A 25,887-nucleotide genomic window follows, 5' to 3' on the forward strand; every position below is an offset into this window, starting at 1 on the left:
TGAAGCAGCTCAAACTTTGCGCTTGAAATTTGCAGAGCTGAACGGTATAAAACGCATCCAATTCCATCGATAAAGAAAACTGCTATGAGCCTTCCATTTTGGCAATCTAAACCTCTAGAGCAAATGACTGAACAAGAGTGGGAATCTCTTTGTGATGGGTGCGGTAAGTGCTGTCTGCATAAACTGATGGATGAAGATAGCGATGAAGTGTACTACACCAACGTTGCTTGCAGTTGGCTAAATAGCAAAACTTGCTCATGCAAAGATTATCCAAATCGATTTGAATCTGGTGAAGAATGCTTAAAGCTGACGCGAGACAAAATCAGTGAGTTCAACTGGCTGCCTGATACTTGTGCTTATCGCTTATTAGCCAATGACGAGCCTTTACCAGAGTGGCACCCGTTGATTACTGGCTCTAAAGCAGCCATGCATGCAGCTGGGGAAAGCGTTCGCAATAAAGTTGTATACGAAATTGATGTTGTTGACTGGGAAGACCATATCATTAATCACCCTAGTCGATAACCACGACTAACCGCATAAAAAAAGGCTCACCATTGGTGAGCCTTTGTCTTAGTTTAGGAGAAAGGTGGTGACAGCTAAACTCCTTGTCTGAATTACGCCGTTGCAGCGTTATTCGAAACAATCTGATTGAACTCTGCTCTTGCGGCTTGAGCTTGTTCTGACAACTCTAACTTGCTATCTCGCGCCTTCGCTGCCGCATCAAGCAGCGTTTGTAGCTCTTCCTGCATTTCCTGTGGGAGATGATGATCGGCAAAGTCTTCGTCACCATCATGCTCCAAGGCGAACTGACGGATGCGCTTTTTCATTTTGATGACTTCAGCTAACGCCGCACGCTCTAGTTCCGCGGCTTCTTGCGCGGCATCACGGCTACGTTCAAATCTTGCGAGAGCCATACCTTCAGACGACCAAGGGTCCATGTCCGGTAAGTCTTCAATGTTAATCGTTGGTTCAACATAGTCTTCTTGATGTTTGAGGTCCAAAGATGTTGCTTTGACAGCTGAAATCATCAACATGATTGAGATACCTAGTAGCGGTAATCCACCTACAATAGCGGCTGTTTGCAGTGTGCTTAGTCCCCCCATGAACATTAACACCGTAGGCAAAAATGATAGGGTGAAAGCCCAGAACATGCGGTTCCAGCGCATTGGTTCTTCAGTAACATTGTTTTGAACCACTGAAGCCAAAATGTAGGAGATGGAATCAAAGGTCGTCGCGGTGAAAATAATGCACAATAAGGTGAACGTTGCGATGACGACAGTGCTCATTGGCAACTGTTCGAGCATAGAGAAAATGGCTGTCGTCGCTCCCTCGGTATTGAGGATGCCAACCACATCGAGTTCACCGGAGAGCTGCAGCGATAAACCATAATTTCCGAGGATCATGAAAAACAGAAAGCAGCCCAATGAGCCAAAGAATATCGACCCAGAGACCATTTGCTTAATTGTACGCCCGCGGGAAATTCGAGCGACGAACAAGCCCATACTTGGCGCGAATACCAGCCACCACGCCCAGTAGAAAATGGTCCAGTCTTGCGGGAAATGGGTATTGTCGAATGTGCCGTATCCACCGAATGGTTCTGCCCATGTTGCCATCACAAAGAAATTGGACAGCATACGCCCGATGGAGTCGAGGCCTGTTTCAAGCATAAATATGGTAGGCCCAACCGCGAGCACAAACGCGAGAAGTCCCATTGCGCCCCAAAAGTTGATGTTGCTGAGCACTTTGATGCCTTTTTCCATTCCGGCGTATGAGGAGTACGCAAATATGGCGGTACAAACCAAAAGCACGGCAATCTGGCTAAGTGTCGTTTGAGGGATACCAAATAAGAAGTTTAAACCTTCGCCTATCAAAGGAGCGGCAAGGCCGAGTGTTGTTGCTGCTCCCCCGAGTAAACCAAAGATAAATAGCACATCAACCACTTTACCAGCAGTGCCTTTGGTACGCTCTTCTCCCCAGTACTGGCATTAAAGCACTGGACACCTTTAGAACAGGTTGTTTGCGAACGTAAAAGAAGTAAGCAATAGGTAGAGCAGGTATCAAATAAATAGCCCAAGCGATTGGCCCCCAGTGAAACAGACCATAAGTTGCCGCCCATCGAACGGCTTCTTCACTACCAGGTTCTAGTTGGAATGGTGGTGATTGATAATAGTATGCCCACTCAATGCATCCCCAATAGAGTATGCTTTGCGCCAATGCCGCCACAGAAAAGCATGGCTGCCCATGAGGCGGTGCTAAATTCAGGTTTTTCATCAGCGGTGCCGAGCTTGATTTGCCCCATATCACTGAACACGACATAAATCATGAAAACGAATGCACTCAGTCCAAGCGCAAGGTACAAGAAGCCGAGCTTATCGGTCATGAAGGTTTTGGCAATCGCGATCCACTCTGCGCCTTGTTCAGGGAACACTATCAAAGGGATAACAATAGAAAGTAACAGCGCAATGGCGCCAAAAAAGGTGGGCTTATCAATAAGCGAAAAGGAGTTTTTCACGCGTTAGTTTTCCACAATCAAATGAGCTTTGATTATGGAGTGGGAAACAACGACCAACAAACGCAGATCATTGTCGACAAGATATAAGATTTTTTCTATTGAAATTCTAAAGTACAGCTAAAAGAATGCCACCAATGGTTGCCGCAGCGGAAAGATATTGCCCCGCTGAGTACGAGTCATCATCCGCTTCTTCTACTTTATCTGGGTGATCAATTCCTAGCGCACCATGAGCAAACGATTCGACCTTATCGCCAACCGTCTTTGACTCTTTTTCTGCTGCTTTAGATTCTTTCTCAATATCTTGTAATGCGGCAAGCAACGCTTTCCCTTCGTCGGAAAGAGTCACTTTATTTTGTTCTACCTTCAGCGGTGCTGCACTTTGCTCTACTGTTGGTGTGTTTGCCTGAGGCTTGACCTGTTGGGGCTGCTTTACTGGCTCCATCCCAATTGGTGTCATAACGTTCTCCTTACTCGCCCTCAGATACTATATCGGCAGTGGCGTAAAAAACTTGTGAGGAATATTTACGAAATCTATGGGGAGACATAAAGCAAGAAGTGAGCCTATATTATTTACTTCACTTCTTGCTTGGTGAGATATTGAGGGAAATTAGATATGTGTCGGCTATTTGCAGAGGAGGTCGTCGTTTCGCTTAGAGAGCTTTTTGTATGCTTTCATACGGTTTTCTTGCTGAATAAACCGAGTAGGCGGTTCAATAACGTGAAGCTGATAATCTGTTGAGTCCGAAACAACTTCGCCCACCGGTGTGACGACAACGACCTTTAAGTCAGGGTTACGTTTCAAAATGGAACGCTTGGTCCCTAAACCACCTTCGGTGTGAAACTTCCCGGCAACATGGATGACTTGTTTGTCAGGGTGCTGTGCTAAGTATTGAACAATACTTTCCGCCATCGTTTCATCCCATGTCACCTGCGCGGCAAATTGCTTTTCAGTTTGCTCTGGTTTGCCATGGTGCATGGACGCCATGAACTTTTCTTTGTAAGGTGAGGCTGAAGTATCAATAGATTGTGCTAGCAATACACGTTCGTTTTCATCCAACTTCTCTACATAATCTAGGCCTTGCCTGCCTATACACCGAACGATGGGCTTAGGTGCATTAGCGGCGATGATGTCTACATCATTGGCCTTTGCGAGCTCAACGAGTGGCCTGTAATCGCTTTCGTAATTTGGCCAAGCTTTTCCTTGGCTGATCAACGGCTGTTCACCAATGTCTCCGGCTAGGTATTGGTCGACCAGCGACTGACTTTCGCGTGAAAACTGTTCCATCGACAACGTGACAGGATGGCCTGATTGAATGAACGATTGTAATAGGTCTGTCTGAAAACGGTGAATGCCTGCATGAGTGTGCCACTCGCCAACAAGAATAACGTCTGCTTCAAGTAAGGTGTGATCCAATTGAGCGACACTCAGGGCTTTACCTTGAGGCGTGGCTAATTGATAGTCGTAAAACGAGGTAACCGGTTGATGAGATAAAGAAGAGCAACCAGCCAGGACTGATACTGCAGCGAGTGAGAAAAGTAATTTGCGCATCGAATGCCTCCAAAAATAACTCAGGGATCTTAATGGAGGCACATACGTTAAGCAATAGAAATGAGAATCATTATTAAATATGGTTAAGAATTCTTTTTGTAAACTCTTAATACGAAGTCAGCCTCACACTTGAATATAGCAGGTGACTGCAGTTCCTTTCTTAGGCTGTCACTGGCTTTCCAGGCAAAAGGTGTCATTTGCAGTAGATCGAAACCGAAGCCGTTATCCAGCTCCATCACATAGCTAAGCTTCTCTTGATGAGCGAGCACAAAGCCTTCAATAACTTCAGGTTCTTCGCTATGTAGCCGGACATCGGAATAAATATGCTCTCTTAGTTGATATAAATGGCGGTTTCCTGGTGTCACTGTGACCACTATGCCATCAGGCGTTGTTACTCTTGCGAGTTCCTGTGCATTGCACGGAGCGTAAATGCGTAGCACGGCATCGAGGCTGTGGTCGGCAAACGGCAAACGGTGGCTTGAAGCAACGCTGAAGTTACAGTTCTGGTAGCGCTTTGCGGCGTAGCGAATCGCGACCTTTGAAATATCTAGACCATAAGTTTGCGCTGCTGAACATTGCTGAGTTAATAATTCGGCCACCTCAGTAGTGTAATAGCCTTCGCCACAGCCGATATCTAGTAATCGATGTGGTGTTTGGGCTAGATACTCTGCGCAGGTTTCAGCAACGCGTTGTTTTAGGGGCTGATAGTAATCTTGTTCCAAAAATCGGCGACGAGCCTGCATCATTTCTTTGTTGTCACCTGGATCTTTGGAGCGCTTATGCTGAACAGGCATCAGGTTGATGTAGCCTTCTTTAGCAAGATCGAATGCGTGGTTATTCTCACAACGAAAAGTGCGTTCAGATTGGATTAGTGATTGGTGGCACAAAGGGCAGGTGTAAGACATAGTTTGCTCTCGATGGAGACAGCTGTTAACTAAGGTAACAGAGCTTAATGAAAACTTGCCTGCGAGTTTAGCAGGAAGACGTCAGCGACACTAGGTAAAGAGAGGAAGCGCTGAGATAACAAACTCGTAGGCGGGTTGACCTACGAGTTTATGGTTATATGGAATAAACGGTGAGGAGAAACTAGGGGTTGTTGATCTTTCGAACAAAATTTAACCATGAAAGGTCAACAGACCCTAACTACTTAGTTGAAATAACCGTGATCAACGAGTGACTTTCACCTGGCTGCAGTGTTTTCCCTTGTTCGATTGAAGGGGCGTGCAGGGTGGATTCGACACAAAGGAAGGTCTTGTAACCGTCGTCTTGCATATCGCCCATACCTTCTGCGCCCTCTGCCCATGGATTCCATAATACTGCAGAGTTATGGCCTTGGTTCTCAACAACTAGCGAGCGGTTTAGTGCCGGGTCTTGAACGGTGATTTGCGCACTAGGTTGAGTGTAAACTCGATCGATCGTGTCGGTTAATTGTAGTGTCTCGCCGCCTTGGCAAATCTCACCACCTTTTAGGCCGTCGATGTATTCTGCGCCCATACCTGTAGTCTTGGTTTGCTCAATGTCTCCAACAGTTAGGTATGTGTGCAGAGCACCAGAGAATGTCCAAGGCTGATTATCAGTATTGGTTACATCTAGCGTAACTTTTAGTTCATCGCCAATCTCAACTAAAAGGTGAGCTTGGAACTGGTGAGGCCAAACTGCAAGTGTTGATTCGGACGGCAATAAGCCCAGTTCAATGATAACACCGTTTTCATTCTCACGATGTTCAAGCAAAGCCCATTCACTGTTACGTGCAAAGCCATGTGCTGGAGCGGCAATACGACCAAACCATGGCCAGCAAATGGGAATACCGCCGCGCAGGGCCGCTTTACCATCAAAGACCGCTTGCTTGCTCATCCAGATAAGGTCTTCTTGACCTTGTGGCTTATAAGAGACGACATGTCCACCATGAAGGGCAATACCAGCGGTTGCTTTTTCATGTATTACACGGACGACCTTCACTTGATCGATTTCTACGATTGTGACGTTATCAGAGAGAACAGTAAGGGCTGGGAGGGTGGTTAAATCCATGTTCTGTTTCCTAGTTCAGATAGAGACTCAAAATTCAGATACAAAAAAGGCGACTCGAGAGCCGCCTTTTACAAGATTCTGCGCTAAACGCTGATCTTTAAGTAATGATTACTTAGAGATGTGTGCGATTAGGTCTAGAACTTTGTTTGAGTAACCGATTTCGTTGTCGTACCAAGATACAACTTTAACGAAGTTATCAGTTAGTGCGATACCAGCTTTAGCATCGAATACTGAAGTTTGAACTTCACCGATGAAGTCTTGAGAAACAACTTGGTCTTCAGTGTAACCTAGAACACCTTTTAGAGCGCCTTCAGATGCTGCTTTCATAGCTGCACAGATAGCTTCGTAAGATGCACCGTTCTTAAGGTTAACAGTTAGGTCAACTACAGAAACGTTAGCAGTTGGTACGCGGAAAGCCATACCAGTTAGTTTGCCGTTTAGTTCTGGAAGAACAACGCCTACAGCTTTAGCAGCACCAGTTGAAGATGGGATGATGTTTTGAGAAGCACCACGACCACCGCGCCAGTCTTTAGCAGAAGGACCGTCTACAGTTTTTTGAGTTGCTGTAGTAGCGTGAACTGTAGTCATAAGACCAGATTCGATACCGAACTCGTCGTTAAGAACTTTAGCGATAGGCGCTAGACAGTTAGTAGTACAAGAAGCGTTAGAAACGATGTCTTGACCAGCGTAAGTGTCTTGGTTAACACCCATTACGAACATTGGAGTAGCGTCTTTTGAAGGACCAGTTAGAACAACTTTCTTCGCGCCAGCAGTGATGTGCTTACGAGCAGTCTCGTCTGTTAGGAAAAGACCAGTTGCTTCAGCTACAACGTCAACGTCGATAGCATCCCATTTTAGGTCTTCTGGGTTACGCTCAGCAGTAACACGTACAGTCTTACCGTTAACGATTAGGTTACCACCTTCAACTTCAACAGTACCGTTGAAACGGCCGTGAGTTGAGTCGTACTTAAGCATGTATGCCATGTACTCTACGTCGATAAGGTCGTTAATACCTACAACTTCGATGTCGTTACGCTCTTGCGCTGCACGGAAAACGAAACGGCCGATACGGCCAAAACCGTTAATACCTACTTTGATAGTCATTATAGTTGCTCCACAACTTAATTTCTGATTAAAGATAACTGGTAGTAAAATTACAAAATCCAGTCTTCATCTGCAACAGATAATCGGACTTAACTTGTTTAAAGTCAAAAAAAAGTGACGCTTTTTTTCACAATCCGTCGCAAATGGTCGTTTTTTAAGCTCCAAATTGGTTTAACTCCATCCTAGTTGGCGTAAAATAACTTAGAGCTCTAAAGCATTTCACAATACATCTCACTATATTGTTATGGAGAGAAAGTATGTGCTACAAGTGTTATGCTTATCAAGTTTTTCGCAAAAAAAGTTATTATAAGAATTGAGAATTAAGGAATTTAATTCAGTGAATCAAAATGAAAAAAAGGTAGTGAAGTCCGATGAACACTGGCGTGAGCAGCTTTCCGAACAGGAATACCATGTCTGCCGCCAACAAGGTACTGAAGCTCCATTTACCGGTAAACTGCTCCACAATAAGGAGACAGGTGAATACCACTGTACATGCTGCCAAACCCCTTTATTTAGTTCTGTAAACAAATATGATTCTGGCTGTGGGTGGCCGAGTTTCGATGCCCCTATCAACGATAAGGCCATTCGTTATTTGGATGATCTAAGTCACGGAATGAAGCGTGTCGAGATACGGTGTTCCACCTGTGATAGCCACTTAGGGCATGTTTTTCCTGATGGTCCGAAAACCACAGGGGAAAGATTCTGTGTTAATTCAGTGTCGTTAATTTTCAACAAAAATGAAAAAAGCGGTGATTGATTCACCGCTTTTTTGTTTTATCCTTTCAGCTATTTTATCTGGCCAGGAATCATACTTCTCTTAAACGAGCCAGACTTCACTGCGTCCTCAATATTATCTGCTATCTTCTCCAGCTTGGCGTAATGACTTTCACTGAACCCGTAAAGCAACTGTATTTCTTGCTCTGATGCGATTGGCACATTGAAGCTTTTGGCTACCATTGCCCATATATAAGCGCGTTCTTTATTGTTTAAGCGATAGTGGGTACTGGCCAGAGTTTTGAAGATCTCGGTATTGATTTGGCCTTGGCGTGAAAGTTCAAGTGCGTTATTAAGCAAGTTGATGGTTTTGTCTTGGTCGCGGCTGGTATAGAAGGTCGCTAATGCATACTGCATGTCTGCGGTATTCAGCTTTGGCGTGCCTTCTAGTTGGAGAAATTCTCGTCTCGCGGTTTCGTCACCGGTTTGGCTCCATAAGAAATACAGCGTTTCAGGAGATTTAGAGCTTCGTAGGTGCTCTACAATTCGTTCTTGCTCTTCGCCAGTATGCATCAGTGCGTTGAAGCGACGCTCTTTTACGTTGGTCTGATCTAATGGTTGGATCTGAGAAGCTAATTCTAGACATTTACGATAAACGCTGACTAAGCGATATTCTTCAATGACATTAACGTCGCTTGGGTTCTTAAGCACTTCGAATCGGTGCCAAATGAGGTCAGTTCTAGGGATACGACATTGGCCATCATTGATATTAAGCTTTTCGCAGCGAAGCTCAGGGTTACTACTGCAGAGTTGGTCGGTGTTCTTATTTGCTTCGAAGCAGCCTGACAATGAGGCAACTGCGATGGCTAAAATGCTAAGTCTTGTTATGTTCATAAATTTGCTTGTGATCAATTACACTTATTCTTTTTACTAACCTTGACTGATTGTGTCAGCAATATATGTTCTGTTGCGAGCCTGTAAACTGTGCTTGTTTAATTTAAGGATACAACATGAATGCAGAACAACTATTAGACGCCATAACTCCAGAAGTCTATGAGCGCTTAACATATGCTGTAGAAACAGGTAGATGGCCTGAAGGTACAACACTTTCCCAAGAACAGCGAGATTCATGTATGCAAGCTGTGATGTTGTATCAATCTAAGCATAATGTAGAAGCTGAACATATGACAGTTGCGGCCGGCGGCGAGATAAGCTTTAAGTCGAAAGCTGAACTCAAAAAACAGTTCCAAGAAGATCAACAAGATATCATGCGAGTTAATCCAAACGAGGTGTAACCTCTAGTTGCTGAAGACAAATAAAAGAACCCCGCTATTTAATAGCGGGGTTCTTGTTTATCGATTAGATGTTAATGCTACAAGCTCATTTCACCACGAAGGACTTGTTGCATCTTGTCTTTTACTTCTTCGTAAGACAAATCTTGGCTGAGTAGATAATGCAGTTTGGCTAGTGCAGCTTCAGGAGTCATGTCAAAGCCACTGATTACGCCCGCTTCAGCTAGGGCACAGCCTGTCGCGTAGCCCCCCATGTTTACTTTACCGGCTAAACACTGAGTTAAATTGACTACAATCACCCCGCGCTCTGAAGCTTCTTTCAAGTGACCGAGTAGCTCTGGGTTTTGAGGTGCGTTACCCACACCGAACGTCAATAGAATCATAGCATTGACGGGCTGAAGCAGGGTGTTACGGATTACCTCATGAGAAATACCAGGGTACATCGTAATCACGCCAATTGGTTGTGGAGTAATATTGTGTACTTTGAACTCACCTTCAGGTGTCTTACCCACCTCAACGCCATTACTGACCTTGATGCTAATCCCAGCTTCTAGTAGCGGTGATAGGTTAGGTGATGTGAAGGCATTAAAACCATCAGCATGTGATTTCGTGCTTCGGTTACCACGCATTAATTGATTGTTGAAAAACAGAGTGACTTCGTTAATTGGGTAATTGGCCGCAATGTGTAGAGCGTTCAGCAGGTTCGCTTGTCCGTCAGAGCGAAGTTCAGCTAGAGGGATTTGTGAGCCTGTCACGATGACTGGTTTACCTAAGTTCTCAAGCATGAAAGACAACGCTGAAGCAGTGTAAGCCATTGTATCGGTGCCGTGTAGAATCACGAACCCATCGTATTTATCGTAGTTATCACGAATGTCATCCGCGATCTGCTGCCAATCCATCGGAGTCATATCTGATGAATCGATCAATGGATCGTACTCGTGAATGGTGAACTCCGGCATTTCTGGTCGATGGAACTCAGGCATGCTGGCAAGTTGCTTCTCCATAAACCCGGCAACAGGAATGTAGCCGTGATCGGATTTTTGCATACCAATGGTGCCGCCAGTGTAGGCGATGTATATATGTTTTCTTGCCATGGTGAGAAGTCACTTTGTTAAACAGGGAACAGGCGGGCGATTATAGCGAATTCCAATGCAATAAAAAGGGGCATCTCCCACAGAGATCCCCCCCTTTTTTATTTATAGGTGAATGCAGATTTCTACTGAACTTGGCAGTTCAAACAGAATGCATATTGGCCTTTAGGATCGTTGAAGCTTTGCAGTAGCTGAGCATCGCTCATTACTTGCTGCGCTGCCGGTTGAATTGAGGCCGGTAACCAAGTGGAAATATCAAAACCAAAGCTGACTTTGACTTGCTTCATCAGGTCTTGGAAGAACTGTTGCGCAGGAGAGAGTGGCTCTTCTACCCAGTAGGTGTTGTAGCTCTCAAGCTCGGCAAGCTCGGCTGCTAGCGCGACAGCATCGTCAAAATCACCCATTTGGTCAACTAAGCCTAGCTTCATTGCATCTTGACCTGTCCACACTCGTCCTTCCGCAATGTTTTCCATCTGATTAAGCTCAATATTTCGATTCTCACTCACCAAGCCAATAAAGCGTTGGTATCCGTGTTCAATACCCATTTGGAACGCATCGGCAGCAGATTTTGTGAGGCCAGTTGTTAAGCCAACTCCCGAGAACGGCGAGGTGCCCACACCGTCAGTATAAACGCCGATGTTGTTCAAACCTTTCTCGAATGTGGTGATGACACTGAAAATACCAATAGAACCAGTTAATGTGGTCGGCTGAGCAACAATCTTGTCTGCGCTCATCGAGATCCAGTAGCCACCTGACGCCGCTAAGCTAGACATGGAGACTACGACTGGCTTACCCGCTTCTTTCAACGCTTGGATTTCATTGCGAATAACTTCAGAAGCAAAGGCGCTACCGCCTGGGCTGTCAACGCGTAACACCACGGCTTTGACTTTATCATCGTTACGCGCTTGGCGAAGTAGGGAAGCCGTAGTGTCGCCGCCAACTGTGCCACGAGGCTGAGAGCCATCCATGATGGCGCCGCTTGCAACGACGATTGCCACGTCATCTGATTCGACATCAAATGTTGGAGTCATAGTGGTTAAGTATTCGTAATAACCCATTGCGTTGTAGCTATCTTCACCATCACTGCCAAATACTTCTGCTAGCTCTTTACGCACTTCTTGGCGAGTGGCCAGTTTGTCGACTAAGCCTAACTCCAATGAAAGGGCGGCAATATCCCCGTTCACCGCTTTTAGCTGAGCCAAGAATTCATCCATGGTTGGGTTGAGCGTCGAAGCTTCGATTTGGCGATTGGTTGCCACGTCATCCACGTATGCGCCCCAAAGTTGGCTCAACCAGCGAGAAGCCGAATCTTTGGCTTCATCAGACATATCGTCACGCACGAATGGTTCAATTGCAGATTTATAGGTGCCAACGCGGAATACGTGAGTATTGACGTCCAGTTTCTCTAGCAAGGTTTTGTAGTAGAGAGAATATGCGCTGTAGCCTTTGATCAGCACGCCACCGTCTGGCGCTAGGTAGACGGTATCCGCATAGCTGGCCAAGTAATACTGACTCTGGTTGTAGAAGTCACCTACTGCATAAATTGGTTTTCCAGAAGCTTTGAACTCATTCAGTGCTTTCGCAATGTAACGTAACTTAGTGAGGTTCGTTTCTGGCATATCACGCAGTGCCAAGACTAAACCTGTAATCTTGTCGTCGTCTTTGGCATGACGGATTGCATCCACTAAGTCAAACAACACATTCTCTTTCGGTAGTTCGTTACCCAATAGCGAGCCCGTAAAAGAGTCCATTGGTGTGGTATAGCTACCTTGTTCGACGATTGGTCCAGAAATATTCAGCACTAACGCGGATTTCTTATCAACTTGTGGGACAGAGGAGTCGGCACTTGTAAATATGAAATAGATAGCGGCCAAAGATGCCAAGAAAATGAGATTGGTCAGAGCAAGACGGATAAAAGAGATTAGTTTCCAAATCCCTTTAAAAATCAATCCGATAAATTTAAAGATTTTTTTCATTGTGTCCCCACTGTGGTTGCCCATCAGCGCATTATGTTCATCACAAGAATACGTTGTTAGAAGGCCTAAAACGACGCGATAGATGAATAATATTAGATAGTTACATCCTACGTTATCTAGTATAGCCAAACAACAGCGATGGTTTTGCTAAGCGTTAGCATTTGATAACTAAACCACAGTAATGGTTCCTTTCAACTTTGAGACAGCCAATAAGATGATCGTTGTTACAAAAATGTAAACGCTTGTTTGATTTTTTTGTTGGCTCAGAATATCGTGGTCAGACCACAAGGATAAAAATATAAGTGATGTCTGCCATGTACCCAAACCTATTACAACCGCTTGACCTAGGATTTACACAGCTCCGTAACCGCGTGCTGATGGGATCAATGCATACAGGGTTAGAAGAAGATAAAAAAGGACTGCATAAGCTCGCTGCGTTCTATGAAGAGCGCGCAAAAGGAGGCGTCGGGCTTATTGTAACGGGAGGTTTCTCTCCAAACCTTCGTGGTCGTTTACACCCATTTTCTGCAGAATTCAGCAAGCCAAAACATGCCAATGCCCATAAAGTGGTGACGGAAGCAGTACATCGACAAGGCGGAAAGATCGCCCTGCAACTTTTGCATGCCGGTCGCTATGCCATGCACCCGTTTGCGCTCAGCGCGTCTGGAATCAAAGCGCCTATTGCGAAATTTGCTCCGAGTGAAATGAGTTCGCGTCAGATCCGAAAAACCATTGATGCATTCGCAAACAGTGCTGCTCTGGCCCAGTTAGCAGGCTACGATGGTGTAGAGGTGATGGGATCGGAAGGTTACCTTCTAAATCAGTTTATTTGTAAACGTACCAATATGCGTTACGACGAGTGGGGTGGCAGCTACGAAAATCGTATGCGATTCCCGTTAGAAGTGGTTAAGGCTATCCGTAAAGCCGTTGGCGAAGAGTTCATTATCATTTTTCGCTTATCGATGTTGGATTTGGTTGAAGAAGGCAGCACCTTTGAAGAAGTGCTAGCGCTAGCAAAAGCGCTAGAAGAAGCTGGCGTAACAATCATGAACACGGGTATCGGTTGGCATGAAGCACGTATCCCAACAATTGCTACACAAGTTCCTCGCTCTGCATTTGCTTGGGTGACGGAAAAAATCAAACCTCATTTATCTATTCCGGTTATCACCTGTAACCGTATTAATACGCCAGAAGAAGGCGAGAAAATTATCCGTTCTGGTCAAGCCGATATGGTTTCAATGGCGCGTCCATTCCTGGCAGATCCTGAATTTGTAAATAAAGCTGCGGAAGATAAAGCGCAGTTCATTAACACCTGCATTGGTTGCAATCAGGCGTGTTTGGACAATGTATTCAAAGGCAAACGTGCGAGTTGCTTAGTGAACCCTCGAGCTTGTTACGAAACTGAGATAGTGGTTCAACCCGCAGAGACCAAAAAGAAAGTCGCGGTGATTGGTGCGGGTCCAGCAGGACTGTCTTGTGCGACAACGCTTTCTGAGCGTGGGCATCAGGTTGACTTGTATGAACGTAACGATCGTATTGGTGGTCAATTCCGTTTAGCAATGCAGATTCCGGGTAAAGAAGAGTTCCGCGAAACGATTCGTTACTTTGCCAACCGTATCGACACCACAGGAGTGAATCTACAACTTAGCACCGAAGCGACCTTCGATATGCTAAATGAATACGATGAAGTTGTGATGGCATCAGGTGTCGAACCACGTAAAGTTGCTATTGAGGGTATCGACAATCCAGAGAAAGTAGTGGATTACCAAACCTTGATTAAAGAGAAAACTCCAGTGGGTGAAAAGATTGCGATTGTTGGCGCGGGCGGTATCGGCGTTGATGTCGCAACCATGCTCACAGAGCCAAATGGACACAACCTTGATGACTGGTTACACGAGTGGGGGATCGATAAGAAGATTGAACACCCTGGCGGCCTGTACCCTTACCCTGACTCACTGAGCGATAAAACGGTTTGGGTATTACAACGCCGTGCTGGCCGAGTCGGTAAAGGCCCAGGTAAAACCACTGGTTGGATTCATAAACGGACGTTAGAAAAACGCGGTGTGAACCTGATGGGCGGAGTGAATTACGACAAGATCGATGAACAAGGCCTACACATTACCTTTAAAGGCAAAGAGCAGTTACTTGAAGCAGACAAAGTTGTTATTTGTGCAGGGCAAGAGTCTGTACGTCCATTCGAGGATAAATGGCACGATTTGGGTGAAAAGCTACATGTGATTGGCGGTGCTGATCATGCGGGTGAGTTGGATGCAGTGCGTGCGATTCGCCAAGGAGTCGAGCTGGCAGTGAAGCTTTGATTCGGGGCTAGTAGGAAAAGAAAAAGCCGCTGATGTTCAGCGGCTTTTTTGTGTTAGGACACTAAGGTTAAGCTTGGGTTACAAAATAACCGTCTTATTGCCGTAAACAAATACGTGGTCATTCAGTACTTTATTAAGTGCTTTGCTGAGCACGTTCTTTTCAACGTCGCGGCCAGCTTGTGCCATATCTTTAGCGCTGAAGTTATGGTCCACAGGAATAACGTCTTGCTTAATGATTGGTCCTTCATCTAAGTCATTGGTGACGAAGTGCGCCGTTGCACCGATGATCTTTACACCGCGCTCATAAGCTTGCTGATACGGTTTTGCTCCGATGAAGGCTGGCAAGAAACTGTGGTGAATGTTGATGATCTTATGGTGGTACTTTTCAACAAAGCCTGGAGTAAGTACACGCATATACTTCGCCAGCACCAAATAGTCGGCATCGTATTGGTCGATCACTTCAAGCATTTTCTGCTCGTGTTCTTCACGGTTTAATCCCTCGTGGGATACACAGTGATAAGGAATATCGAAGCGTTCGGTCAGGCTTTGTAGTGTGTCGTAGTTACCTACTACCGCGGCGATCTCTACGTCGAGGCTGCCGTCGTAGTTTTTCATTAAGATATCACCTAAGCAGTGTGCCTCTTTAGTAACCAGAATAACAACACGCTTACGGCTCGAGCTAATGAGTTTACGCTTTGCACCTTCAGGTAAGGCTTGGTCTAAATCTGCGAGAAACGTTTGGTCGTTGAAGTAGCCCTCAAGCTCAGTACGCATGAAGAAGTGACCGCTTGTGTTATCCACGAACTCATTGTTGTGGACGATGTTCAGCTGGTGCTTATAACAGATGTTGGTGATTTTCGAGATGAGACCCGGTGCATCGGTACAATGCGTTAGCAGTGTTTTCTTTTCCATTTTGGTCATACTTCCATGAATTATTTTTTTTGATCTTTGAAATTATCTTGGGCTGTCGAACGGTGAACTAGGCCGCAATATAGGAGCTATAATTAATCTATTATCAAGTTGGTTTCAACAAAATATCTTGGCTAATCGATTGGCTCGCTTATTTTGTTGTGATTTCTACTCTCACGATGTCTTAAGGTGGTACGTATGGATAGAGAACTACTCGCGCGAAAATTGTATTTGGAAAGAGTTAGCGCACTTGTAGGTGATCACGAAATCGACGAGGAAGTTCTAACAGAAATGTGGCAAAACAAAGCTTCGCCTTCAGAAGCAGCCAAAGCCATTTTGAGCGACGACAACAGCTTCGAAGGGCCAGCGTGGCTTTCACGCTACCTAAATCGTCGTTAAGCTAGTTATTCAACATACGGCGTCCGCCGTTAATAACCGAACACACCTCCGGTGCGGATCATTTTCTGATTCGCGCCGGCTCACTAAACCTGACATAATCCCTCTAATTTCCTCTTCATTTTTGAACCGATGATCTCTAAAACTTTTTCCGCCGATGGCGCACTTGGCAAAGTCATACCTGGCTTTCAGCCAAGACAACCGCAATTGGATATGGCTGAAGCTGTCTCTCAGGCGATTAAAAACCAATCCCAGCTGGTGGTAGAGGCTGGAACTGGTACCGGCAAAACCTTCGCTTACTTAGTGCCAGCCTTGTTGAGTGGCAAGAAAACCATCATCAGTACTGGTTCGAAGAACTTACAAGAGCAGTTGTTCCACCGAGATCTCCCGTTGATGACTGAAGCGTTGGGCTTCTTTGGGCAAGTGGCACTGCTAAAAGGTCGCTCTAACTACCTGTGTTTAGACCGTCTGAGCAGACAGATGCTAGAGAGCCACAATCATCAAGCCGATCCCACTTTACTTAGCCAATTGGTTAAAGTGCGTAGTTGGTCATCGGAAACCAAAACTGGGGACTTAGGTGATTGCGATGCGATTGCTGAAGATAGCCCTGTGATCCCAACGATCACCTCGACCAATGACAACTGTCTTGGCAAAGAGTGTCCGAGCTACACTGATTGTTTTGTGCTAAAAGCGCGTAAAAAAGCGATGGATGCTGATGTCGTTGTCGTGAACCATCACTTGTTTCTCGCCGACTTGGCAATCAAAGAAACTGGCTTTGGAGAACTGATTCCAGAAGCGGATGTATTCATCTTTGATGAAGCCCATCAGCTCCCTGATATTGCCAGCCAGTATTTTGGTCAATCGGTCTCAAGTCGGCAGATTCAAGAATTGGCAAAGGACATTGAAATCGGTTATCGCACAGAAGCGAAGGACATGCGTCAGTTGCAGAAAGTGGGTGATAGCCTTGTTCAATCGGCAATGGATTTGCGCATTGGGCTAGGTGAGCCGGGCCTACGAGGTAACTGGAGAGAAGCGATTGCTTCTCCACATATTGTGCGCGATCTACAGCGATTACGTGATGCTATCGATTTTGCCATTGACGTGTTGAAGCTTGCGCTGGGGCGTAGCCAATTATTGGATGCCGCTTTTGAACGAGCAAACGTGATAAAAGGGCGAATTGATCGTGTGTGCGATGTGTCGATTACCGGCTACTCATACTGGTTCGATACAACACCGAGACATTTTGCACTGCACATTACCCCACTTTCTGTGGCTGACAAGTTCCATGAGCAGATTGAAATGAAGCAAGGCAGTTGGATTTTTACGTCCGCGACCTTAGCGGTGAACGATGATTTTGGCCACTTCACTTCTCGACTCGGCTTACGCCCAGCACAGCAATTTTCTCTGCCTAGCCCGTTTGATTATCATCAGCAGGCTAAATTGTGTGTTCCTCGCTACTTGCCTGAACCAAACAGCCCTGGCTTGGCAGATAAGCTAGTGAGAATGTTAGCGCCAGTTATTGAGCAAAACCAAGGACGTTGTTTCTTCCTATGTACTTCCCACAGTATGATGCGTGAGTTAGGAGAAAGGTTTCGTGAAACATTGACGTTACCGGTGCTGCTACAAGGTGAAACAACCAAACAAAAAACCTTGGCAGAATTTATGGAGCTGGGGAATGCTTTACTAGTCGCGACCGGTGCTTTTTGGGAAGGGATTGATGTTAGAGGAGACACGCTAAGCTGTGTTATCATCGACAAATTGCCATTTACCGCCCCCGATGACCCGCTGCTCAAAGCACGGATTGAAGATTGTCGATTGAAAGGCGGTGACCCATTTGCACAGGTTCAACTGCCAGATGCAGTGATCACATTAAAGCAGGGTGTCGGGCGTTTAATTCGAGACAAGAAAGACAAAGGGACATTGATCATTTGTGATAACCGTTTGGTTACTCGCGATTATGGCGGCATTTTCCTTGCGAGTCTCCCTCCCATTCCAAGAACCCGAGACTTGGCAGTGGTAAAAGACTTTCTTGCCCAGATTTCCATAACAACAGATTAAATTTAGAGAGTTCAATGAGCGCAAAAATTCTTGCCTTAGATACTGCAACAGAAAACTGTTCCGTTGCGCTGATGGTTGGCGACAAGCTGTATGTTCGTAGCGAGGTTGCCCCTCGTGACCACACCAAAAAAGTATTGCCAATGGTCGACGAAGTCTTGAAAGAAGCGGGTGTAACCCTAGCGGATTTAGATGCACTGGCCTTTGGTCGTGGGCCAGGTAGTTTTACAGGTGTGCGCATTGGCATTGGAATTGCACAAGGTTTAGCGTTCGGTGCAGACTTACCCATGATTGGTGTATCGACACTTGCTGCGATGGCTCAAGGTTCTTACCGCCAGCATGGCGCAAGTCACGTTGCTTGTGCGATAGACGCACGAATGAGCGAAGTGTACTGGGGACGTTTTAGCCGTCAAGAAGATGGCAGTTGGAGCGAAGTCGATGCAGAATGCGTGATTCCACCACAAGTGCTTGCTGAGCAACTCAGTCGTGATGAACTGGCTTGGAAGGCAGCAGGAACAGGTTGGGATGCTTATTCTGAAGCGCTGGCTGAACTTACGATCGAGTGTGAAAAAGGGGACGTATTGTTCCCAGACGCTCAAGATATTGTGTACCTTGCGCAGTTTGAATTGGCGAAAGGGAATACGGTTGACGCTGAACATGCAAGCCCAGTTTATCTGCGTGATAATGTGGCATGGAAAAAGCTGCCAGGCCGTGAGTAACAGCGGTAGGTCAGTGCCAATCAATTGAAGTTGATAGAGAGCTAGAGTCTGTAAACTTTAGCTCTTGTTCGCCACACACTTTGCAGTATTTATGGCGCTGCTTAATGAGTGGCTAAATGACGCTGAGAATTTTTGGGGAGACGAATGGCTTCGATAAATGGTTTACCTCCTTCGTTGGTACCGAATACGACTAGAACGAACAAGTCGAATAAAGCCAACAAGAAAAACGAGGTCAAAAAAGGCCAAGCCAGTACATCGGTCGCTCAGCCGACGAAAGTCGCTGATGCGGTTTCTCATTCCATTCGTCACGTTCAAGAATCAGATATTCACCGAGCTCAAATCCAATATGATCTTCCTGAAGGTCAGGCACGTAAAGCCATGCAAGAATATTTAGGGGTTATGAATCAAGCTAAACGCGATGAACTTGCCCAACTCCTTGGTGTCGATATCTACATATAATCCATTTTCCGGCTCATTTGGCATTCTTGTTTCGCTGTGTAGCCGCCTTTTTAGAGGCTCCCATGAATCCATTCTTTCAATTCAAAAAAGTGCTAATCCTTGTTTCTGTCTTATTAGTGAGCGCTTGTTCCTCGTTACCTCAAAACCTTGAATCAGAGAGCCCGAACCTCATTTCTGATTATCAGCAGTGGTTGGACTCTGATTCTAGTAATACGCTCGATGTTCGCCTTGGCGGTATCATCGCTAAAGTAACCAATTTGGATGACAAAACGCGTTTAGAAGTGGTGAATATGCCGATCAGCTCGGCAGGTAAACCTGATTTGGGCACGGAGCCTAATGGCCGTTTTGTCGCGTATGTTGATGGGTTTCTCGACCCAGTTGCTTATGCGGAAGGGCGTTTGATCACTGTGCTGGGAACGAGTAATGGCACCGAACAAGCGAAAGTTGGTGAGTTCGAGCATCAATTTCCCGTGATGAATGCGCGTGGTGTGCATTTGTGGCGCATCCAAGAGCGAGTCATTGTGAATGATGTGGGCAGCTATTATTTCCCATGCCGCGGGCTCTACTGTCGTCAAACGATGGCTTTCCCTAGTGAGGGACGAGTGATCCAAGAAGTGAAATAATGCTAAAAGAAACTCGCATCAAGGTCGCACATGGTGACATCGCGACCTTAGAGTTGGGCGATCGACGTTCTTCCTCTGTCCAATTGGTTTTCATTCATGGCTGGCTTGATAATGCTGGTTCCTTTCAAACGTTACTACCCCTGCTGAAAGAGCGCATCCCCAATGGGTATTTTTGCGCAATCGATTTACCCGGTCATGGCCATTCTAGCCATAAACCCGATGGCCATTTCTACCCATTTCATGACTATATAGACGACATTCACCAGCTTTTGGCTGAATTATCACCAAACAAGCTAGTGCTGGTGGGACATTCTCTTGGTGCATTGATTGCAAGTTGCTATAGTGCCGCCTTTCCAGAGCAAGTTGCTGGATTGGTGCAAATTGAAGGGTTCGGCCCTCTTGCTGAGCCCGCTCAAAACAGTGTCCATCGATTACGTCAAGGCGTCAAAAGCCGGCAACGAATTCGACGTAAGCCGATGAGGTCTTTAGCGTCCATCGAACAAGCGATTGAAAAGCGCGCCCAAGTGAATCAATTAGATCCGCAGCAGATAGCGCCAATTGTCGAGCGAGGCATAGTGAACAGAGAGGGCGGATGGTATTGGCGCCACGATTCCAAGCTACAAAGCGACTCTCTATATCGAATGTCTGCTGGGAACGCAAAAGCCATCATCGATGCGATTACGTGTCCGCAACTTGTCATTCTTGGTCAACAAGGGTTTGAACACCTCTCTCAAGTTGAACAGCAAGTGGTAAAGCCAGATATTGACGTTGTCACCGTAGACGGTGGTCATCATTGTCACTTACAAGATAATGATAGAGTTATTGATCTAATTTCTGGCTTAGTTAACAAAATTTAAACAAGTGTTTGAGTGTTACGTGCTCAAGCGTCTTGGCTGTGCTGTAATGGTTTGATAATAAAAATTGCCCGTTAAAGCGCCGTCAAATAATAGGAGTATAACCGTGGATAAACCTTGGCTATCACGCTATCCAAGCGATGTACCGGAAAACATCAACCCTGACCAATATCCATCTCTTGTTGAGATGTTTGAGCAGTCGGTACAGAAGTACGCTGATCAACCAGCCTTTATGAACATGGGGTCAGTAATGACCTTCCGTAAGCTGGAAGAACGTAGCCGAGCGTTTGCTGCTTATCTTCAAAATGAGCTGAAGCTGAAAAAAGGCGACCGCGTTGCGCTTATGATGCCAAACTTGCTGCAATACCCAGTTGCACTGTTTGGTGTGCTGCGTGCGGGTATGATCGCGGTAAACGTAAACCCTTTGTATACGCCTCGTGAACTAGAACATCAGTTAAACGACGCTGATGCAAAAGCGATTGTGATCGTATCTAATTTTGCCAACACTTTAGAGCAGGTAGTCGACAATACGCCAGTTAAGCACGTGGTACTGACTAGCCTTGGCCAAATGCTACCAAGAGCGAAAGGAACCGTGGTTGATTTCGTAGTGAAATACGTGAAAGGCATGGTACCTAAGTACAATCTGCCTGGGGCTATTTCAATGCGTAAAGCTCTGCACAAAGGCCGCCGTCTTCAATACGTAAAACCATTTATGTCGGGCGATGATATTGCTTTCTTACAGTATACGGGCGGTACGACTGGTGTAGCGAAAGGTGCAATACTGACGCACCGCAATATGATTGCCAACGTGATGCAGGCAAAAGGGGCATATGGTCCAGTATTGTCTGAAGGTCGAGAGTTGGTGGTGACAGCTCTTCCGCTTTACCATGTATTTGCGTTAACAGTTAACTGTTTACTGTTCGTAGAAATGGGTGGCAGTAACTTGTTGATTACCAACCCACGAGATATTCCGGGCTTTATTAAAGAGCTACAAAAATACCAATTCACCGCCATTACGGGTGTGAATACGCTGTTTAATGCATTAGTGAATAACGAAGACTTCCATGAACTTGACTTTAGTAACCTGCGCCTTGCTGTAGGTGGTGGTATGGCTGTTCAACGCGCCGTCGCTGAGCAATGGAAGAAGTCGACGGGTTGTTATCTGTTAGAAGGCTACGGACTCACCGAGTGTTCTCCGCTGGTGGCTGCTTACCCTCACGATCTGGTTGATTATAATGGGTCGATTGGTTTGCCTGTTCCATCTACAGAAGTACGCATTGTGGACGAAGAAGGTAATGCCCTTGCTAATACTGAAGTAGGTGAGCTACAGGTTCGTGGTCCTCAAGTTATGCAAGGCTACTGGCAGCGACCTGAAGCGACGAAAGAAGTCATCAACGGTGAAGGCTGGTTGTCGACGGGTGATATCGTTAAATTCGATGACGAAGGTTTCCTGCATATCGTTGATCGTAAGAAAGACATGATTCTAGTATCTGGCTTCAATGTGTATCCAAACGAGATCGAAGATGTGGTTGCACTCCATGGTAAAGTGCTGGAAGTTGCAGCGATTGGTCAGCCGCATGAAGTATCGGGTGAGATCGTTAAGATCTACGTGGTGAAGCGTGACCCTAGCTTAACTAAAGACGAAGTTATCGCACACTGTCGTCAGCACCTTACGGGTTATAAAGTGCCGAAGTTGGTGGAGTTCAAAGAAGAGCTACCGAAAACTAACGTCGGCAAGATTTTACGCCGTGTGCTGCGAGAAGAAAATGACGCCCAACTCGCGCAGCGCGAGAGTGCGTAAAGCATAACGTAACAAACAGTGCTAGAATGCCGACTAATACAGTCGGCATTTTTTATTGTCCCCCCAATATTATCTACAGTGAGAGATTCGTGAATTATCAAATAATTACCCAACCAGACGATTTGAAAAGGGTTTGTGAACAAGCAAGAGAAGCGGATGCAGTCATGCTCGACACCGAGTTTGTGCGTATTCGTACCTTCTATCCGCAATTGGGCTTGATTCAGTTATTTGATGGTGAAGCATTGTCGCTTATCGACCCAACGACTTTTAAAGACATGACTCCGTTTGTTGAACTGTTGCGTGATACATCGGTACTGAAAGTGTTGCACGCATGTGGCGAAGATTTAGAAGTGTTCCAGAATGCATTTGGCTGCACTCCTTTCCCTATGGTGGATACTCAAATCATGGCAGCCTTCCTTGGGCATGGGCTCTCTACCGGTTTTGCTTCTTTAGTGAGTGAGTATGTGGGCGTTGAGTTGGATAAGAGTGAGTCACGAACTGACTGGATGGCGCGTCCTTTAAGCGTTAAGCAGCTGGAATATGCGGCAGCCGATGTATTCTATCTACAGCCTTTGTACGACACTTTGCTAGAAAAGATCATCCAAGCAGGCTGGTGGGAAGCCGCACAAGTAGAGTCAGACTTACTGGTCACCAAACGTATTAAATCTATCGATGCAGATAACGTGTACCTCGACATTAAGGGAGCATGGCAGCTAAGGCCAAAAGAACTAGCCGTGCTTAAACCTCTTGCTACTTGGCGTTACAAAGAGGCGCTTAAGCGTGATTTAGCATTAAACTTTGTGTTTAAAGAGAACGATTTACTTTCCGTTGCTCGATTTGGCATCAAGAGCGCGAAGCAAATGGAAGAGCAGGGCATAGACCCACGCTCTGTGCGTCGCCACTCAGCTCGAATTATTTCATTGGTAAAGGCGGCGGAACAAACACCGGCTGAACAATACCCAGACCAAATTGAACGCCTGATGGACTACCCTGGCTACAAGCAGTTGTTTAAGAAGCTAAAAGACGAAGTAAAACGAGTGTCTCAAAGCTCGGGTTTAGCTACAGAGTTTTTGGCATCCAAGAAGCAGCTTAATCAGTTACTGAGTTGGGTTTGGAAAAAAGATCGCGATCCAGCTAAGTTGCCTGATGTGATGCAAGGTTGGCGACAGGAACTGCTGGGTGAAAAGCTCAATAAGTTAGTGTAAAAGAATAAAAAAAAGAGAGCCATTTGGCTCTCTTTTTTTATTTCTCATCTTCAGGCAATTTAACGTTCAATTCCAATACTGAAATGTCATCGTCTTTGTGCTCAAAAGAGAGGTCGACCATTGAAGGGTCGACAGCAACATACTTGGCAATCACTGCTAGGATGTCTTCTTTTAACTGTGGTAGGTAAGACGGCGCTGGGTCATCTTGGCTACGGCGTTCCGCTACAATAATCTGTAAGCGCTCTTTAGCCAAGTTCGTTTCTTTTGTGGACGGAAAAACTCAAGTAATGACATGCTCTATTAGCCTCCAAACAGTCGTTTAAAGATTCCTTTCTTTTGCTCGGTTAGGAAGCGGAAATCCACTTGCTCACCCAACAGGCGTTCTACAGTGTCGTCATATGCCATACCTGCATCTGACTCTTCATCAAAGATAACAGGTACACCTTTGTTCGATGCATTCAGTACCGCTTGGCTTTCTGGAATAACGCCAAGCAGAGAAATATGAAGGATCTCCTCTACATCTTCAACGCTGAGCATCTCGCCTTGAGTCACACGTGCAGGGTTGTAGCGGGTCAGCAGTAAGTGCTGCTTCACAGGGGGTAACCCTTCTTCTGCTCGGCGAGACTTAGAATCTAAAATACCGAGGATACGGTCTGAATCGCGTACCGATGAAACCTCTGGGTTGGTCGTGACGATTGCTTCATCTGCAAAGTATAGTGCCATTAATGCACCTTGTTCGATACCTGCCGGAGAGTCACAAATCACAAAGTCGAAACCGAGTTCGTCTAGTTCATCAAGAATGCGACGAACACCGTCTTTGGTAAGTGCATCTTTATCACGGGTTTGAGAAGCCGGTAGAATAAATAAGTTGTCGTTACGCTTATCTTTGATAAGTGCTTGATTCAACGTTGCTTCACCGTTGATTACGTTAACGAAGTCATACACGACTCGACGCTCACAACCCATAATTAAATCAAGGTTTCGTAGGCCGATATCGAAATCAATAACGGCGGTTTTTTTACCTTTAATTGCAAGGCCGGATGCAATCGCTGCACTGGAAGTTGTTTTACCTACTCCACCCTTGCCTGACGTCACAACAATAATGCGTGCCATGGTTTTTCCTTTTTATAATTTAAACGGTGAGAACTTCTAGGTGTAATGCGTCATCGAGCATGCTCACCATGACTTTCTTCTGCCAGAACTCACCTTCAATTTGATCGCTCAGCCAGTAATTTCCTGCAATAGAAACCAGCTCAGCCTGTAAATCGTGACAAATAATTCGTGCATCTTTTTGACCACTTGCTCCGGCAATAGCACGGCCGCGCAATGTTCCATGGATATGGATTGACCCATCAGCGATCACCTCTGCGCCAGCGCTGACGTGGCTAAGGATAACGAGGTCACCATCTTTCGCGTAAATTTGTTGGCCAGATCGGATAGGTGTTCGAACCACTTTTGTTGGTGCCATCTTAGCGGGAGCCTGCGATGGAGACTTACTGGCCGACATAACGGCAAAGCCAGCTTCAGAGGCTTGATTCTGCGCGCGCTTATCTTTACAGCCTGTGATCCCAACGGGAATCATACCCGCTACAGAAATACCTTGTTTTAGCTGCTGGAAATCAATATCGCCAGATACTTTTTCGATATTGATGACAACCGGTGCCGAAGCGAAAAAAGCGGGTGCTTGCGCTACTTTTTCATTAATAAACTCAATCGCTGTTGAAACTTCATTGCCAGAAAGGTGCAAAACTGACAGAGTGAAGCTACTGCCTTTTAGGTCAGGGATATTCGACATTATTTACTTCATGCCTCAGTAGAAAGGACGTTGCCTGGAACTAGGGTTGTCATGTTATATTTCATGTATAAGTACAGCAAGTTATGTTGTCGTTAAACGGTTAAAATTAGCTAAAGTTTTACGTTTCGTATTAAAAGTAGTCAGTTTTCTCCAACTATCAGTTAAAAATCAATTTAAAAGGCAAGTTATGCTTTGTTCTATCTATAAAAGCTCTAAGAAAGAAGGCGCTTATCTCTACATTCCGAAGAAAGATGACTTTTCACAAGTTCCTGACACTTTGATGCAGATGTTCGGTAAACCTATTTTCGTTATGGTGATCAAGCTTGATGGTCGAAAACTGGCGCAAGTCGATGTTGAAAAAGTAAAAGCATCGATGGAAGAGGAAGGGTTTTTCCTACAGTTGCCACCACCACCAGAGAACTTGCTTGAAAAGTACAAAGAACAAAAGGCGCAGCAAAAATAAGCGCGATATTGCTCAAGGAGGGCA

Annotated in this window: 24 protein-coding genes and 2 pseudogenes; 13 read left to right on the forward strand and 13 right to left on the reverse strand. The window is 45.7% G+C overall.

Annotated elements, in window-relative coordinates:
- The first annotated feature begins 84 nt into the window (after positions 1–84).
- Complete coding sequence (locus tag J4N42_RS04645) at positions 85–522, forward strand: YcgN family cysteine cluster protein (RefSeq protein WP_252030095.1); 438 nt, start codon at positions 85–87, stop codon at positions 520–522.
- A gap of 92 nt (positions 523–614) precedes the next feature.
- Here J4N42_RS04645 and J4N42_RS04650 read toward each other — a convergent pair.
- From J4N42_RS04650 to gap, 6 genes and pseudogenes are all read right to left on the reverse strand, one after another.
- Positions 615–2,512, reverse strand: a pseudogene (locus J4N42_RS04650) (BCCT family transporter).
- Between the two features lie 106 nt (positions 2,513–2,618).
- On the reverse strand, positions 2,619–2,969 hold the full coding sequence (locus tag J4N42_RS04655) for a hypothetical protein (protein WP_252030097.1): 351 nt from the start codon (positions 2,967–2,969) through the stop codon (positions 2,619–2,621).
- Between the two features lie 165 nt (positions 2,970–3,134).
- The gene (locus J4N42_RS04660) at positions 3,135–4,061 is read right to left on the reverse strand and encodes a ChaN family lipoprotein (RefSeq protein WP_252030099.1); all 927 of its coding nucleotides are present in this window, start codon (positions 4,059–4,061) and stop codon (positions 3,135–3,137) included.
- 83 nt (positions 4,062–4,144) lie between these two features.
- Positions 4,145–4,966: a 23S rRNA (guanine(745)-N(1))-methyltransferase gene (rlmA, locus tag J4N42_RS04665; RefSeq protein WP_252030101.1), complete on the reverse strand. Its 822-nt coding sequence runs from the start codon at positions 4,964–4,966 to the stop codon at positions 4,145–4,147.
- A 238-nt stretch (positions 4,967–5,204) separates the two neighbouring features.
- Entirely contained in the window at positions 5,205–6,089 is an 885-nt protein-coding gene (locus J4N42_RS04670; protein ID WP_252030103.1) for a D-hexose-6-phosphate mutarotase, read from the reverse strand.
- Positions 6,090–6,197: 108 nt separating this feature from the next.
- Positions 6,198–7,193, reverse strand: coding sequence for a type I glyceraldehyde-3-phosphate dehydrogenase (gap, locus tag J4N42_RS04675; protein ID WP_004748683.1), 996 nt, complete (start codon positions 7,191–7,193; stop codon positions 6,198–6,200).
- A gap of 337 nt (positions 7,194–7,530) precedes the next feature.
- Between gap and msrB the strand changes: the two genes are divergently transcribed.
- A complete protein-coding gene (gene msrB / locus J4N42_RS04680) occupies positions 7,531–7,950 on the forward strand; it encodes a peptide-methionine (R)-S-oxide reductase MsrB (protein ID WP_252030105.1) in 420 nt (139 codons plus the stop codon).
- A 29-nt stretch (positions 7,951–7,979) separates the two neighbouring features.
- Here msrB and J4N42_RS04685 read toward each other — a convergent pair whose 3' ends face one another.
- Positions 7,980–8,801: a DUF2989 domain-containing protein gene (locus tag J4N42_RS04685; protein ID WP_252030107.1), complete on the reverse strand. Its 822-nt coding sequence runs from the start codon at positions 8,799–8,801 to the stop codon at positions 7,980–7,982.
- A 116-nt stretch (positions 8,802–8,917) separates the two neighbouring features.
- Here J4N42_RS04685 and J4N42_RS04690 point away from each other — a divergent pair, with 116 nt between their 5' ends.
- On the forward strand, positions 8,918–9,202 hold the full coding sequence (locus J4N42_RS04690; protein ID WP_252030109.1) for a YeaC family protein: 285 nt from the start codon (positions 8,918–8,920) through the stop codon (positions 9,200–9,202).
- Between the two features lie 77 nt (positions 9,203–9,279).
- On the opposite strand, the gene ansA is transcribed toward J4N42_RS04690, so the two are convergent.
- Both ansA and sppA read right to left on the reverse strand, forming a co-directional pair.
- Positions 9,280–10,293, reverse strand: coding sequence for an asparaginase (gene ansA, locus J4N42_RS04695; RefSeq protein WP_252030111.1), 1,014 nt, complete (start codon positions 10,291–10,293; stop codon positions 9,280–9,282).
- Between the two features lie 122 nt (positions 10,294–10,415).
- Entirely contained in the window at positions 10,416–12,266 is a 1,851-nt protein-coding gene (gene sppA, locus J4N42_RS04700; RefSeq protein ID WP_252030113.1) for a signal peptide peptidase SppA, read from the reverse strand.
- Between the two features lie 305 nt (positions 12,267–12,571).
- Between sppA and J4N42_RS04705 the strand changes: the two genes are divergently transcribed.
- Complete coding sequence (locus J4N42_RS04705; protein WP_252030115.1) at positions 12,572–14,584, forward strand: NADPH-dependent 2,4-dienoyl-CoA reductase; 2,013 nt, start codon at positions 12,572–12,574, stop codon at positions 14,582–14,584.
- A 78-nt stretch (positions 14,585–14,662) separates the two neighbouring features.
- On the opposite strand, the gene purU is transcribed toward J4N42_RS04705, so the two are convergent.
- Positions 14,663–15,496, reverse strand: a complete 834-nt coding sequence (gene purU / locus J4N42_RS04710) for a formyltetrahydrofolate deformylase (RefSeq protein ID WP_252030117.1) — start codon at positions 15,494–15,496, stop codon at positions 14,663–14,665.
- Between the two features lie 195 nt (positions 15,497–15,691).
- On the opposite strand from purU, the gene J4N42_RS04715 reads away from it, so the two are divergent.
- From J4N42_RS04715 to rnd, 8 genes are all read left to right on the forward strand, one after another.
- Positions 15,692–15,892 (forward strand): hypothetical protein, encoded by a 201-nt coding sequence (locus tag J4N42_RS04715; protein WP_252030119.1) that lies wholly within the window; start codon positions 15,692–15,694, stop codon positions 15,890–15,892.
- A 129-nt stretch (positions 15,893–16,021) separates the two neighbouring features.
- Entirely contained in the window at positions 16,022–17,947 is a 1,926-nt protein-coding gene (yoaA, locus tag J4N42_RS04720) for a DNA repair helicase YoaA (RefSeq protein WP_252030121.1), read from the forward strand.
- A gap of 14 nt (positions 17,948–17,961) precedes the next feature.
- Positions 17,962–18,663, forward strand: coding sequence for a tRNA (adenosine(37)-N6)-threonylcarbamoyltransferase complex dimerization subunit type 1 TsaB (tsaB, locus tag J4N42_RS04725; RefSeq protein WP_252030124.1), 702 nt, complete (start codon positions 17,962–17,964; stop codon positions 18,661–18,663).
- 144 nt (positions 18,664–18,807) lie between these two features.
- Positions 18,808–19,122 carry a chromosome partitioning protein ParA gene (locus J4N42_RS04730; protein ID WP_252030126.1) on the forward strand — a complete coding sequence of 105 codons (315 nt, stop codon included), beginning with the start codon at positions 18,808–18,810 and terminating at the stop codon, positions 19,120–19,122.
- Between the two features lie 62 nt (positions 19,123–19,184).
- The gene (locus J4N42_RS04735; RefSeq protein ID WP_252030127.1) at positions 19,185–19,745 is read left to right on the forward strand and encodes a Slp family lipoprotein; all 561 of its coding nucleotides are present in this window, start codon (positions 19,185–19,187) and stop codon (positions 19,743–19,745) included.
- Positions 19,745–20,602, forward strand: coding sequence for an alpha/beta fold hydrolase (locus tag J4N42_RS04740; protein WP_252030129.1), 858 nt, complete (start codon positions 19,745–19,747; stop codon positions 20,600–20,602). Before J4N42_RS04735 ends, J4N42_RS04740 begins: the two co-directional genes overlap by 1 nt.
- Positions 20,603–20,705: 103 nt before the next feature.
- Entirely contained in the window at positions 20,706–22,400 is a 1,695-nt protein-coding gene (gene fadD, locus J4N42_RS04745; RefSeq protein ID WP_252030131.1) for a long-chain-fatty-acid--CoA ligase FadD, read from the forward strand.
- Positions 22,401–22,489: 89 nt separating this feature from the next.
- A complete protein-coding gene (rnd, locus tag J4N42_RS04750) occupies positions 22,490–23,605 on the forward strand; it encodes a ribonuclease D (RefSeq protein WP_252030133.1) in 1,116 nt (371 codons plus the stop codon).
- A gap of 37 nt (positions 23,606–23,642) precedes the next feature.
- Here the strand turns inward: rnd and minE are convergent.
- The 3 genes and pseudogenes from minE to minC all read right to left on the reverse strand — a co-directional run bounded on the left by minE (position 23,643) and on the right by minC (position 25,400).
- Positions 23,643–23,899: pseudogene (gene minE / locus J4N42_RS04755) on the reverse strand (cell division topological specificity factor MinE).
- Positions 23,900–23,905: 6 nt separating this feature from the next.
- Positions 23,906–24,718 (reverse strand): septum site-determining protein MinD, encoded by an 813-nt coding sequence (gene minD, locus J4N42_RS04760; protein ID WP_252030135.1) that lies wholly within the window; start codon positions 24,716–24,718, stop codon positions 23,906–23,908.
- Between the two features lie 19 nt (positions 24,719–24,737).
- Positions 24,738–25,400: a septum site-determining protein MinC gene (gene minC, locus J4N42_RS04765; RefSeq protein WP_252030137.1), complete on the reverse strand. Its 663-nt coding sequence runs from the start codon at positions 25,398–25,400 to the stop codon at positions 24,738–24,740.
- Positions 25,401–25,587: 187 nt separating this feature from the next.
- Here minC and J4N42_RS04770 point away from each other — a divergent pair, with 187 nt between their 5' ends.
- On the forward strand, positions 25,588–25,863 hold the full coding sequence (locus J4N42_RS04770; RefSeq protein WP_252030140.1) for a YcgL domain-containing protein: 276 nt from the start codon (positions 25,588–25,590) through the stop codon (positions 25,861–25,863).
- The last annotated feature ends 24 nt before the right edge of the window (positions 25,864–25,887 follow it).

This window comes from Vibrio sp. SCSIO 43135, from assembly GCF_023716665.1.
Taxonomy (GTDB): Bacteria; Pseudomonadota; Gammaproteobacteria; order Enterobacterales; family Vibrionaceae; genus Vibrio; species Vibrio paucivorans.

Coding starts and splice junctions, on each gene's coding strand:
- tsaB (WP_252030124.1), top strand. CDS start 17,962: ATGAGCGCAAAAATTCTTGCCTTAGATACTGCAACAGAAAACTGTTCC.
- J4N42_RS04730 (WP_252030126.1), top strand. CDS start 18,808: ATGGCTTCGATAAATGGTTTACCTCCTTCGTTGGTACCGAATACGACT.
- J4N42_RS04715 (WP_252030119.1), top strand. CDS start 15,692: ATGGATAGAGAACTACTCGCGCGAAAATTGTATTTGGAAAGAGTTAGC.
- J4N42_RS04660 (WP_252030099.1), bottom strand. CDS start 4,061: ATGCGCAAATTACTTTTCTCACTCGCTGCAGTATCAGTCCTGGCTGGT.
- J4N42_RS04670 (WP_252030103.1), bottom strand. CDS start 6,089: ATGGATTTAACCACCCTCCCAGCCCTTACTGTTCTCTCTGATAACGTC.
- rlmA (WP_252030101.1), bottom strand. CDS start 4,966: ATGTCTTACACCTGCCCTTTGTGCCACCAATCACTAATCCAATCTGAA.
- J4N42_RS04655 (WP_252030097.1), bottom strand. CDS start 2,969: ATGACACCAATTGGGATGGAGCCAGTAAAGCAGCCCCAACAGGTCAAG.
- J4N42_RS04690 (WP_252030109.1), top strand. CDS start 8,918: ATGAATGCAGAACAACTATTAGACGCCATAACTCCAGAAGTCTATGAG.
- J4N42_RS04705 (WP_252030115.1), top strand. CDS start 12,572: ATGTCTGCCATGTACCCAAACCTATTACAACCGCTTGACCTAGGATTT.
- purU (WP_252030117.1), bottom strand. CDS start 15,496: ATGGAAAAGAAAACACTGCTAACGCATTGTACCGATGCACCGGGTCTC.
- minC (WP_252030137.1), bottom strand. CDS start 25,400: ATGTCGAATATCCCTGACCTAAAAGGCAGTAGCTTCACTCTGTCAGTT.
- gap (WP_004748683.1), bottom strand. CDS start 7,193: ATGACTATCAAAGTAGGTATTAACGGTTTTGGCCGTATCGGCCGTTTC.
- J4N42_RS04685 (WP_252030107.1), bottom strand. CDS start 8,801: ATGAACATAACAAGACTTAGCATTTTAGCCATCGCAGTTGCCTCATTG.
- sppA (WP_252030113.1), bottom strand. CDS start 12,266: ATGAAAAAAATCTTTAAATTTATCGGATTGATTTTTAAAGGGATTTGG.
- minD (WP_252030135.1), bottom strand. CDS start 24,718: ATGGCACGCATTATTGTTGTGACGTCAGGCAAGGGTGGAGTAGGTAAA.
- ansA (WP_252030111.1), bottom strand. CDS start 10,293: ATGGCAAGAAAACATATATACATCGCCTACACTGGCGGCACCATTGGT.
- yoaA (WP_252030121.1), top strand. CDS start 16,022: ATGATCTCTAAAACTTTTTCCGCCGATGGCGCACTTGGCAAAGTCATA.
- J4N42_RS04770 (WP_252030140.1), top strand. CDS start 25,588: ATGCTTTGTTCTATCTATAAAAGCTCTAAGAAAGAAGGCGCTTATCTC.
- J4N42_RS04645 (WP_252030095.1), top strand. CDS start 85: ATGAGCCTTCCATTTTGGCAATCTAAACCTCTAGAGCAAATGACTGAA.
- J4N42_RS04740 (WP_252030129.1), top strand. CDS start 19,745: ATGCTAAAAGAAACTCGCATCAAGGTCGCACATGGTGACATCGCGACC.
- J4N42_RS04735 (WP_252030127.1), top strand. CDS start 19,185: ATGAATCCATTCTTTCAATTCAAAAAAGTGCTAATCCTTGTTTCTGTC.